The organism is Amycolatopsis oliviviridis (genome assembly GCF_014654365.1).
GTDB lineage: Bacteria > Actinomycetota > Actinomycetes > Mycobacteriales > Pseudonocardiaceae > Amycolatopsis > Amycolatopsis oliviviridis.
In genome coordinates this window covers 1,728,922-1,742,248 of sequence record NZ_BNAY01000001.1, presented here as the reverse complement: position 1 = coordinate 1,742,248, position 13,327 = coordinate 1,728,922, and the positions used below count along the sequence as shown (strand labels likewise).

Sequence of the window (13,327 nt, the reverse complement as noted above, 5' to 3'; positions counted from 1 at the left end):
CGGAAGCTCGGCGGGGATCGACCGTGAGGCAGCCTATGGTGCGCTGAAAGAGAAATTCGCCAAAGAAGGCTACGCTCCGCTGGGTAAAACCCGGTTCGATGCCCTCTGGCGGGATACGAACCCTTCATCATCGGGACCGAGCCGGCCCGGCATGCCACCGTCCGCGCCGAAGTCGAAGCATGATCCGGAGAAACTCGACGCGGCCATGCGGGATGCCATGTCGCGGCTGGGCTATGGCGAGAAAAAGGTGACGGCGAAGGCTATTTTCGATCTGGCCAAGAATCTGCTCAAGGATCCGGGCACGGGTAAGAGCCCGGGCAACGAGTTCTTGCAGCAGTCCTGGAACCGGGTGCGCGGGCAAGGTGTCAAGTTGCGTGGAGAACCCGCTGCTCGCGCCCTCCAGGGTATTCGTGACAGCAACCCTGAGATCGACCCGAGTGAAGCTCTCCGCGAGCTGCGGACTCTCGTCGAACAGAGGCCGGATCTGCCTCAGGTCGACATGGCGACGGTGGTCCAGCACTGGGGTGGGCCGATTCCGGAGTCAGCTCTCGCGGGAGACGGAATCCAGCGCGGCAAGAATGTGGAGCACACGTCGGAGGAACTGAAAAACATCACGAAGCAGGCGATCAGCGCTCTCGAGAAGACGAGGCCGGAGGGTTCGACGAAGGAGATCACGCAAAGCCAGGTCAGGAAGTACCTGTCGGACACGGGAGTGAAGGCGGCGGGGAATAGGCTGTGGCAGGCGTGGCACGAGGCGAAGGAGACGACGCCCGCTGTCCGTCGCGGAGACACTGAGAAGCTGGTCCGCGCCGCGCTCTCCGTCCTTCTGGCGGAGAACGCCAATATCAGTCGGCGTGATGCCTTTCAACTGTTGAAGCCGCAGTTTTCCCAGAACATCAAGGAGGTGTTCAGCCGCGTCTGGCTGGATGCCGGCGTAGGCGCCCGTTCCGTCGCCGATCCGGAAAGCGCCGCTCACGGGTTGGCCTCAGTCGTGCGGGAAACCCTCGAGAACCGGCCGGATTGGACGCTGGAGCAGGCTGTCGGGCACCTCGCGAGCTGGGATGTCGCCGACGAGGCGAGGCTGACCGCCGCGGCGGACGGGATGGGGCGGCTGCCTGCTCCCGCCGCACTTGAAGCGGTCGACGACGCACGGCTGGACGCGACGGTCCGGAGTGTCCTCGCCGAGAACGGTGAACTGACGATCGCGGAGGTCTGGGGCGAGGTCCGGGCCGGCGGAGTCGAAGCGACCTACGAGCGGATCGGCGAGGCCGTGGCCAGGGTGGTGCCCGGGCGCGAGCAGCGTGGTCTGCGGACGATATCGGACATGTTGGTCGGCGAGGTGGCCAAGATACTGGTCAAGGCGAACGAGCGACTGCTGATTGCCGACTTCGAGGCCGAACTTCGTGCACGGGGAATCAGTATCGCCGGCTATCGTGCCACGTACCATTTACGGCTGGCCAAGGCAGTGCTGGGAATTCCCCTTCCCGCGCTGAACGACGCAGCCCTGGATCGACACCTGCTCGGACTTCTGGGCGAAGACCGGACCGAGCGGAAGATCGGATCGGTCACGCAACTTGTCAGGGCCGTGCATGATCAAGGGCGAGATATCGGGTATCGGCGCATTCAGGATTCCTTGGCCCGCTTGCGGTCGACGCATCCGGACCTTGTGGACGGCCTGCGTGGGAAGATTCCCGCGTCAGAGCTCGACACCGGCTCCGCGGCCGGGCGTCCGCGCTCGGTGACCGCGGGTAAGCGGCCGGCCGAGGACCCGGTAGCCGCCCCGTCGAAGAGGCCGGCTGTGGCCGATGCGCGGGAGACTTCCCCCGAAGCGCTTGACCCGGCGGCGGACGAGCGGCCTGCGACAGGTGACGCCGGGGCGTTGCTGGAGAGCGATGTCGCTTTCGTGGTGGGTTTCGATCCCATGGCGAATCGTTCCCAGTCTTCGTTGCGGAGTCTGCTCGAGCAGGTGAGCGAGTGGGTTCCGCCGTTGCGGCCCACGGTGGACGGCGATGGGGTGCTGGTTTCGCCGCGACTGCGTGAAGTGGTGGACCAGTGGGGGATGGCGCGGTTGACGGAGGGTCGTCCCGTGTCGTGGGTGGCGGAGGCATCGGGTGGGTTGCTTTCGGTGGACCGGGTCGGGGCTCTGCTCGATTCGGTGAGCGCGGCAAGGGATCTGGAGACTTCGGCGGGGCGGGTGGTGGTCTCGGAGTTCAGGGACGGGCAAGGCCGCGTGGTGGGCGCCGGGTTCGTGGACCGTGGCGACGTGGGTGCCGTGGTGGGGGCACGGGCCGCGGTGGAGCGGTTGAGGGCGGACTATCCGGACGCGTTCGTCATGGTGGGCCGCCATCGGGACGGAGTGGTGGAGGCGCCGGGCGCGAACGCGGTGCGCATGGGCGCGGTGGAGGCGTTCCGCGGGCTGGCGGCGGGGGTGGAGTCCTGGGCGCCGTTCTCCCGGGTGATCGTGCTGGCGTGCTACCTGTCGGATCCGGTGCTGAATTCGGTGTCGGCCGGTGTCCGGAGCATTCCGGGGGCGGGACACGTCGAGGTGATGCCTTATCACCTCGGCGAGGTGATCACTGTCGATCTCGATGGCACGATCACCACCGGGACGCATCCTGGCCCGCATCGCCCGGTGCTGAGCTTGCACCCCGACTCGGAGCCAGTGGCGTCGCAGGAGACCCGGCCCGCCGGGGAGCCGTCCTCGTCGACCGGAGGACCGCAACGCAACTACGGCTCCCAGGAAGAGCTGGTGGCCGCCGTGCGAGAGGCGAAAGCGGAACTTCTTCAGGCCGGGGCAGCCAAGATCGGGTTGAAAGAGGTGGGGACTTGGCTCAGGTCGAACAAGAAAGGTGCTACGAACAGCGACATCCTCGAAGCATGGCGAATAGTCGAAGGGACGGAGAACAATCTTCACGGCATCGAGCTCTGGGAAGCCCAGCGAGCGGCACTGGCCGGGGTCCGCGAGAGCGATCCGGGTATCACCCGCGAGGGTGCCAAGAACGAACTGAAGAAGCTGTACCCGAAACTGGGCAGGGATCGCTTCACCGCGCTCTGGAAAGAGGTCGTGAAAGGGGTCTCCGCGGGAGCGCGTGATTCCGGGACGGCCGTCCTGCCTGGACAGGAGTTCGAGGGGGTTGTGCGCGAAACGATCCAGCGGGATCCCGAGCTGACCGTCGAACAGGTCGTCGACCTCGTGGCCGGGCAGAACGGTGCCGACAGAGCCTCGGTAGCCGCCGCGGCGGAACGTGTGGAGGCCGCCCTGCGGCTGGACGCCGCCGTCACTCGCGTTCTCGCCGAAAGCGAGAACCCTACGACGGTCGAGATCTGGGGTGACGTGAGGTCAGGCGGAATCCTGGCAGGCTACGACAGCGTCGCCGGGACACTGGCCAGGCTGGCGCCGCAGCGAAGCTTCGCGGCGACCCAGAAGATATCGGACGAACTTCTCCTCGCGTTCGCCAAGGATTTGGCCGATCCGAAGCTGACTGGATCGGGCTTACGCCACGAACTCGAAAAGAGGAAGATCGAGGCCGGTCAGAGCCGAGTTCGCAAGGCTCTGGCCGAGGCCCAGGAGAGTGCGGGGCCGGTTCCCGCGCTGCCGCGCGGCGCGGAGCTGGATCAGCGGGTCGCCGGGATACTGGAAGGGGAAACCGGCTCAGGCAACCGTGCCCCTTCGGTCAGCCAGGTTCAGCAACGGCTGCTGGCCTCGGGAGTGCCCGCCTTGAGTTTTGAGCAGGTGAAGGCCTCGATAGATCGAGTCGAGGGAACCGTGGAGCTGGACGATGTCGTCCGAGCCGTGATCGGTGAGAACCCTGGTGTTGCGAGTGCGGAGCTGGTGCGGAAGACCAAGGACAGGGTGCGGGGGGTCACCGCTGAGGAGATCTTCTCGGCGGCGGCGCGAGTGAACGCGCCTCGGGCGAGGGACCGAGTCGAGGGTCCCGCGGAGGTGGACGATGTCGTCCGAGCCGTGGTCGGTGAGAACCCTGGTGTCGAGAGTGCGGAGTCGGTACGAGGGGCGTCAAAGGACCGCGCAGACGGAGCCGTCGAGCTCGATGCCGTTGTCCGGGCGCTGATCGAGGAGGACCCCGGTCGCACCGGTACGGAGTTGGTGCGGAAGACCAAGCACAGGGTGCGCGGGGTCACCGCTGAGGAGATCCTCTCAGCGGCGGCGCGAGTGAACGCGCCTCAGGTCCCGGGAAGCGGGTCGGGAGCCGCCAAGCGCCCTGCCGCCGAGGCGGAGACGTCGCCGGCCGGTGAGGTGGTGGATGTCGCTCCGGCGCCGGGGACGGTGTCGGGTATGCGTGACGCTTTGGACGAAAGTGTCGTGACGCACGTGCTGGAGTTCGATCCGGAGGCCAACGCCCTTCAGCCGTCGCTGGCGGCGATGCTGGAGGCGTTGAAGACCTGGGACCAGGGGATCGTTCTCGAGCGCACGGAAGGAGGTGTGCGGGCGTCGGCTCCGGTGTGGGAGTTGGCCGACCGGTGGGGATTGGCGCGGTTGGCGGAGGGGCGTGACGCGCCGTGGGTAGCGGAGAAGTCCGGTGGATTGATCTCGGCGGAGCGCGCGGACGCGTTATGGGGAACACCGGCGATGACGAGGGTGCTGGACACGGCTGCGGGTCGCGTGGTCGGCCTGGAGCTGCACGGTCGTCGTGGCGCGTCGATCGGGATGGCGTTCGTACCGCACGAGGACAGCACTGCGGTGCGCGCGGTGCACGCGGCGGCGATGCGCTTGCAAAACGAGCCGGGCACGTTCGCGGTGTTCGGCAAGCACCGTGAAGGGTTCTTCGCGGTACCTCGCGTGGGCGGCGGGACCTCGACGCTGGACGCGGTAAGTGCTTTCACGGCGTTGTCGGCGCAGCTGCGGCCGTGGTCCGCCGCGATCCAGCGCGCGGTCGTGGTCGCCTGCTACCTCACCGATCCGCAGATAGGTGAGCTCCGGGCCCATCTCGCGGGCACACCGCAGGCCCGGCATGTCGAGCTGATTCCCTACCACCTCGGTGACCGGCTCAACGTCCATCGGGACGGCAGGATCACCGTCGGCGACGACATCGGTGGCGACGCTCCGGCGGTCAGGCTCGACCCCGATACGGAAACGTCCACGCAGGTCCGTGGCAACGCGGGCAGGCGGTTGACCTATACCGACGCGCAACTGGAGCATGCCATCCGGCAGATCCTCGCCACCCCGAGGAACGGCGAGAAGGCGACCCTGACGGAGGTCAAACAGCGGCTCACGAATCCTGAAACCGGCGGCCGCCCCGGTACCAGGCGTATCACGGAAGTGTTTCGCCGGTTGACGGGAACGCGGCCGGTGCCGCGCGGGTACACCGAAGCCGTCCGCGATTTCACGCGAGAACTGGTCGCGGACAACCCCGCCATGCCCTGGGACGAGGGCTTCGCCGCGGCCAAGGAAAGGGTTCCGCGGCTCATCGAGCGGCATTTCGACCGGGCCTGGAAGGCGGCCGGTGGACGGCCGTCCGAGCCTGCGGTTTCCCGGCCCGACCCCGACCTCGCTCTGGATTCCATGGTGCGGGAAAGCCTCGGTGATCGCACGGACGCGGCGGAGATCAGGCCGATCCTCGACGACCTCCTGGCGCGCGAGGCAGTGGACGCGAAACGGCTCCATTCCTCGGTGGTCCGGGTGACCGGTGTCGCCCTGGACGATCTGCTCCGGCCGGTCGACGACGGCGAAGTGAATCGGCTCGTCGAGAACGTCGTCGCGACGTCCGGGGCGCTGTCGTTTCTGACCATCGCCGACGAACTCCGCAGCCGTGGAGTTCGCGTTTCGCACGACCGGGTTCTCGCCTCGCTGAAGACGGTGCACCCGGCATGGTCGCAGCGTCGGCCGCAACGGATTTCGTCCGCTGACCTGGATCGGTTGCTCGGCGAGCTGTACGGCGAGGGACAGGTTCCGTCCATCGCCAAGACCGTCGACACCCTCGCCGCCTTCAACTACGTAGCCGGCCGCGGCAAGATCGTCGAGTCCTTCGCCAGGATTCGCGAGTCGAGGACAGTGACTCTGGAGTCGATGTCCGTCGAGGACGTGCACGCCCGGTTGGCCGAAATCCTGGCGGAGCGGGGAACCCGTGCCGTGGACATCGAGAAGGTCGTCCCGCACGTCGTCCGGGCTCTGCGGGCCGATCCCGCACGCACCGATCTGGCGATCGGCAAGGAGCTGCGGCTGGAGCGCAAGGCCGGCGCACGGACGAAGCTGGTGCAGCTGACCACGGACGTCCGCGCGGCGATGCGCGAAGTCGCCGCCTCGCTGCCGGTGGAAGCCGCGGTGAGCGCGCTCCGCGCCGAGGAACCGGGCCTGACCGCCGAGCAGCTTTCGGCGAAGGTGAGGGAGACGATGCCGACGGCCGGTGACGCGCGGATTCGCGCGGCCGTGGCCCGGCTGACCGCGGTCGCTTCCTCGGCCAGGCAGGAGCCGGCACCCATCGCCGACGTCCGTCGAACGACGACGGGGGAGGCACAGACCGCGCCCAGGCGGCGTGTGCGAGCCACGGCCGAGCAGAAGGCCGTGAGGCGCGAGCGGATGAGGGTGTTGAGGACCGAGGTCGCCCCGAGGAGCCCTCTGGCGCAGGCCGCTCACCTGGTCCCTCCGCCCAGAAGCGCCCGGCGCATGGACGCGGTGCTGGACCAGCGAGGTGTCGAATTCGTCCTGCGGTTCGACCCGAACACTCCCGCGGGACGGATGTCACCGAGAGCGAAACTCGAAAGTTTGGCGCAGTGGTACCCGGAGATCGACCTCATGCCGCGTGTGGACGGCCTGCTGGAGTCACTGCAGTTGCGCGCGGTGGTCGATCAGTGGGCGCTGGACCGGTTAGCGGAGGGTTATACGCCCGCGTGGGTCGTAGCGGCTTCGGACGCGTTGCTGACGCCGAGCCGGGTGGCTTCGCTGCGGGCCGAGGTGCCGGTGAACGAACGAGTGCTCATGACCCCGATGGGGAACGTCGTCGCCCTGGAACTGCCCGGCAGGGTGGGAACCCCCGCCGGCGCGGCGTTCCTCCCTCGCGCGAACCGGGAGGCGGTGCGAGCGGTCGTCACGGCCGCGGCCAGGCTCCAGGCCGCCGAGCCGAACTCCTTCGTCCTGTTCGGCCGGCACGCGAACGGACAGTTTCTGGCGCCGGGCGAGGGCGGAGCCATGAAAGGCATCCCCGCGGTCGCGGGACTCGACGCGGTTTCCCGCCAGGTGATCCCGTGGGCCACGGTCTCCCGGGTGATCGTCGTGGCGTGCGACCTCACGGGCCCCGTGCTTTCCGCGCTTCAGTGGCACGTGAGCAACCTGTTGCCGATGAAGAGCGTGCAGGTCGTGGCGTGGCAGTTGAACACGAAGTTGCACGTGTTCGACGACGGCGACATCGTCGGCGGCCTGATCCCGCCGGGTCGTGTCCCGGCGGTGAGCTTCCACCCGGACGGTGCCCCGAGCGGAGCCGTTCCGCCACGGCGGCCCAAATTCACCCTTGACCAGACGACCGATGCCATGCGGGCGGTGATCGCGGACCTGGAGAAGGACGGAAGCAGCACGACTCAGGCCACCGCCAAGCGGCACGCGAAAGACCGGCTGAAGGATCCGGTCACCGGACGGGGCCCGGGCAATGACCTGCTCCAGCGCGCCTGGCACGAGGCGAGGGGAACACAGCCGGCTCCCCACGTAGCAGGCGAGGTTTTGCGGAAGATCGTCGATGAGAATCCTGGCATCGGGCGAGACACCGCGAAGGACCTGCTGACCGAGCAGATCTCGGGAAGGAAAGACCTGTTCGAGGTGGGCGACAAGAGGTTCGCCGCTCTTTGGCGCGAGGCCGGATCGGTCGATCGGGTCAGGCGTGGCGACGACATCGACTTGGACTCGGTCGTGCGCGACTCGTTCACCGACAGGCCCGACGCGACCGTCAAAGAGGTGGTCGATCGTCTCCTGAGCGAGAACGTGGCGGACGAGAGGAGCCTGCTGGCATCCGTGGGCCGTGTCGTTCCCGTCGGCGGGCGGCCTGGCGATCCTTTCGGCGAAACCCGCGCCACGGAGCAGGAACCTCAGTTCGGTGAGCTAAGGGTGCGGGCGAGCGCGATGCTCGCCGTCAATCCCGCCTTGACCAACAACCAGTTCGTGTCGGCTCTGCGCGAGCAGAACATCCTGATCCGCAAGCAGCTCGCCGGTGAAGCTCTCACCGCGGCCAAGCTCGCGGCCGGTTTCCCGGTGCGGGGGAGGGTGGACGCCCGTCTCGACGACGCGGTGATCGAACTGCTGATCACCCGCCCCAGTACGACACATACCGAGATCCGCAGAGTCCTGCGCGAAATGGACCCACCGATTCGTGTCGGTCCTGAGGCGGCGCGTGCCTCGCTCGCGCGAGCACGGGAGAAGCTGGCCGAGCTCAGCCCCACGGTGAAAGCCGTTCTCGACGAGCAACCCGATCTCGCCGGACCCGCTCTCGTGGCGAGGGTGCGCGAGATTCAGCCGGACGCCGAAACGGGGCTGGTCGAGGCGACCGCGGCGATGGTGCACGATCCGCAGATCGTTCCTGCCCGGGCGTCGGCAGCGGGGGCGACGAACAAACGGAGTGCCGAAGAGGCGGGGCTGGGCGTCAGAGCGCCGAAACGGGCCGCCACGATTCCCAGCGTGCCAGTGGATCCGGAGACGATCGATTTCGTGCTCAAGTTCGATCCGGAGCACAACCGGACTCAGGGCACGCTCCGGGAGATGCTGGCCGCGGTCTCGGTGTGGCGGCCGCAGCTCAGCGTGCCGGATCCCGTGGAACGCCGCGCGGTTTCTCCGGAGATGCGCGAACTGGTCGACCGGTGGGCGCTAGCGCGGCTGGACAGCGCCCGTGGACAGTCGTGGGTGGTGGAGAAATCCGGCGGTCTGCTCTCGGCGGAGCGGGTCGCCTCACTGGCCGACTCGCGGACGACCGAAAGGGCGCTGCCGACCTCCGCCGGTGAGATCACCGTGGTGGCGTTGCCGGACAACGGCGGGGGGTTGGCCGGTGCGGCCTTCCTTCGGAGCGCGGACGCCGCCGCCGTGCGGGGAGTGCGTGCCGCCGCCGCCCGATTACGGGAGACCGACCCGGACGCCTTCGTGTTGTTCGGAGAACATCGAGACGGGCGATTCAGAGCGCCGCGCGATGGTGAAGGTTTCGCGGATCTGGCCGTGTCCGAAGCCTTCGACGCGATCGCCGGAAGCCTGGTGCCGTGGTCTTCGGCCAAGCAGGTGATCGTCGTGGCGTGCGATCTCACGGACCCCGTCGTCACAAGGCTTCAGCAGCGGGCCGACGTCCTGTCCGGTGGGAGCCTCAAGGTCTCCGCCTACCACCTGCACGACAAAGTGAACGTCTTCGAAGACGGCACCCTCGCGGCCGGCACGGGCCCGTGGTCGAGTCCACCCGTGTGGAGCCTCCACCCGGACGCGACATCGCCTCGGCCGGAGGGGACGGGCACACGGCTGGGCAGGCGGCCGGGGATGACCGACGACGAACTGGAGAATCGCGTGCGGGAGGTGGTTCGGCGACTCGAGGAGATGAACCCGGGGAAGAAGGTCAGTCGAACTCAACTCCAAGAGCACATCAAAGACCCTGACACCGGCAAGGCTCCCGGCACTGACCGGTTGCGGAGAGCTTTGCATGCAGTGCGGGGAACGCAACCCGTTCCGCGTGGAGAAGTGACCACGGAGATCCGGTTCGCCGAAATCTGGACGACCCATGATCGTGACACGGAGGTGGTCGCGGACAATCCGCAGGAAACCGACGCTCCTCGGCAGGCGAAACCGAAGTACTACGAGTCGACGCAGCACCGGATCGACGATGCCGAGCTGGACTCCCATCTCCGTGAGGAGTTTGGTGCGGACTCGCAGCCAACGATTGCCGACGCCGCGCGCAGCCTCCGCGAAAAAGAGTTCTCTGTCGGTGATTACCGCATCCAGAGCAGCTTGAAACGGATCTGGACAGAAAATCGTCTCCCCATCGAATATAAAATCGAAAGACAAACCCAGCGCATTCTTGAAATGCTGCGCAAAGAGCCCTGGCTCGTCCGCCGGAGGATCATTGAAATCCTTCGCGCGGAGAAGGAAACCTTCCGAAACGAGACCTTGAACCGCATGATCAAGACCGCGCGTGAGGAATTGGCAAGGGGTGCGGAATCACTATCCGTCGGCGCCGTCGTGCACGGTCTGCTCGATGGCCACCCCGGCGTCACCCCGGCGCAGCTTCGCGCGGCGATGGCCCTCTTGAAGCCCGCGGCGACCCGGGAAGAGATCGACGCGGCGGCAGCCGAGCGCCCTTCTTCGTCCGCTGACGAGGTGACCGCCTCCGGTCTCTCGGACGAGCTCCCCGTCCGGCTGGGCAAACGACCTGCCCAGGAGCCGGTCGCCGGACGTACGAAGCGAGCCGCCACGGTGACCGAGAGGCCGGAGATCGCCGGAATGGGCGACACGGCTCACTCGCGGGCTCCCGGCGAGGGAACCACGGACCCGCCCGGGTACGTGCCCACTGAGGCCTGGCGCGCGGCCTTGGCCGAGAAGGCCGAGGCCGCCGGGCGGGACAATCCCCTCGTTTACGCCGACACCGTGCGGTCCTTGAACGAGCGCTTCTCCCGGGAAGGGTATGCGGATATCGGAAAGAATCGGGCTCGCGCCCTTTGGCAAGAGGTGGTCGGGGAGCAATCTGCGGCAAGAGCCTCTGTTGACGAGCAAGTGGACTCGATCGTCCGTGCCGCGATCGCCGAGAACGCGGGTTCGAGCGTCGGTGAGATAGTCGAACTCCTTTCTGCTAGAAATGTCGCCGACCGGAATACCCTGTTCGCCTCGATCAGCCGGGTCGCGCAAACGTCCCAGCGCGAAATGCCTTCTCGCTTGCCCGCCAGGCGGGGCGAAGTCGGGGGATTGCGGAGTATCGACAGGGAGGAGCTCTCCGGTGTGGTGGAGAGTGCTCTTGCGAAAAATCCCAACCTCTCGATGCTGGGTGTGGCCGCTGCGGTGACCGATGCGGGAATGTACGCCCCGAGAGGCTGGATCGACGATGCGGTACGGGCTGTCGATCCGGAGCGTATGACGAAGAGCGGCGGAAGGATCGCGGACGAAAATCTGCCGAGGCTGGTCAGTGAGCTGATCGCGCGGGAGCACACCTTCGACGAGGTGGTACAGAAGGTTCGCGCGGACGGTTACATCGTCATCCGGCAAACCGTTCACGCGTTGTATCGCCAAGCGAGGCGCGACGCAGGAATGGCCCCGCTGTCGCGAATCGATGACCAGGAGCTCGAGCATCGGGTGACCGAGCTGGTGAACGAGGGTGCGCGCCTCACCGCGACCGATGTCCAGAGACGGCTGGAAGCGGAAGGAATCAGCATCGGCTGGCACCGAGTCCAGCCTGTCCATCTGCGCGTCTCCGTCGCGGCCGAGGTTCGGGTCCAGCTCGGCCAGGACCCCGGACTGTCCCATGCCGCTCTGGTGGCGGCTGTGAAACAAACGCTGCCGAAGGCCGACGACGCACAGCTCGCCGCAGCGGTGGCGTCGTCGATGAACGAAGTGCGAGAGCCGGGAACCGCGTCGCGCGCCGAGTTGTTCACGCCACGATGGGAGAGTCCGGAGCCCGCGCCGGGCCTTACTCCCGAGGCGGAAGCCGGGTACGAGCGGGCCGTGGACACACTGCTCTCCTATGACCCGGATGTGCGTGGAAAACAGCCGACGTTGAAGGCGATGCTCGAAGCCGTGTCGCGGTCGGTTCCGGCGCTCGCCCCCGAGCAGCGGGATGGTGTGCTGGTTTCGCCGAGAGTCAAGGAAGTGGTCGATCGCTGGGTGTTGGCACGGCTGGCGGAAGGACGCGCGCCGGCGTGGGTCGCGGAGAAGTCCGGAAGATTGATTTCGTGGAACGAGCTCGCCGTCGACGGTGACGGCCTGATCTTGCCCCGGTTGCGCGAGATGGTGGAGCGATGGGGGATGACGAGCCTGGCAGAGGGGCGTTCGCCTCGGTGGGTCGAGGAGACGTCGGGCGGATTGCTGCCCGCGGAGCGAGCGGTCGAACGAGCCGTGCGGTCCTTCGATCCGGAGAACGACCAGAGCCTGCCCTCGCTGAGGGCCTTGTTGGAGAGCCGCTCGTCCTGGTTCTCCGATTTCGACCTGACCCTGGACGACCAAGGCGTAGTGGTGTCGCCGCGGATACGAGCGGTGGTGGATCAGTGGGGGTTGGCGCGGCTGGCCGAAGACCGTGTCCCGGCGCTGGTCGCGGCCAAATCCGGTGGGCTGCTCACCGCCCCTCGGCTGGCCAGTGTGTACAACACGACGACGGAGAGCGGAACGCGGGAGGCGACCGCGGGCGGGACGACGGTCTGGCAGGATCAAGCCAATTCCCGCACGACCTGGCCGATCTCCTCGGGGTCGGCGCCGGACTTCATCCTCTCCGCCGCGAGCCGGACCGGGTTGTATCCGATCGAACGCATGGACGATCTCGTTTACTGGCGTGATCCGGCCGACCCGCTGTACCGGGTGGCCGGCTTCCTGGCCGACGCCGAGGGCCGCGTGCATCCGGAGGTGCGGAGCCGAGCCGATGAGATCGAGGTCAAGATCATCGGCGGCGGCAAGAGCCACCTCATGAAGATCGCCCGGAACCGGGCTGATCCTCGGCTCCCCGTGACGGCGGTGCGCGACCTGGAGCGGATCTGGCCGCGGATCGAGAACACCGTCGCGGAGGAGGTGCGCAGGGTGGTCGAACTCGGCTATGTCCCGCCTCGAGAAGGAGGCCCAGAGGTACTTTTGCGTCCGCAACCGGGCCGCAAGGTCTACGTCGGGCGGGTCAAGCCGTTGCACACCGCTCCGCACGAGCAGGTCTTGGTCGGGCAGCTCGGGCTGAACCTGGCCGATCCGCCGGGCGCGGTCCCGGCCGCGGCTCAGCCCTCGCTGCTCAATGGCGAGATCATCGCGATCTACCTCGGTGGATATCTGGGCAGGGTCGCCGAAATGAGAACCGAAGCCGAGGCAGCCGTGGAAGCTGACTGGGAGAGGCGATACCCGGCTTACCCGGCGTATCTCATGCAGACGGGAGATCGGCAGCGGGGCGACCTGGTCAGTGCTGAGGCCGCCGCGAACTCGTCCGCCTTCATCAACGCCGCGACCACTTCGGACGGCCGGACCGATTCGTCCCGGGTCAATGTGTCGATGCTCGCGACGAAGATCGTGTTACCCGACAAAGATCGGCCGCGGCGGACGATCGTGATGACGGCGAACGTGTTCGTGGCGCTGGAGAACGCGTTCGACCCGGAGACGAACCCGTTCGGGGTCCTGCTGACCGACTACGGGGACATGTACGAGTTTTCCGATCCAGAGGTCAAGACCGAAGAACCCTGA

1 protein-coding gene (cut by a window edge) is annotated in these 13,327 nt (G+C 67.2%); it reads left to right on the top strand.

The annotated features are described in order from the left end of the window. Positions 1-13,327, top strand: partial view of a WXG100-like domain-containing protein gene (locus IE302_RS07495; protein ID WP_191252980.1) — the 3' end only. 14,468 nt of this gene lie to the left of the window's left edge; the window shows 13,327 of its 27,795 coding nt (coding positions 14,469-27,795); the start codon falls outside the window, past its left edge; the stop codon is at positions 13,325-13,327.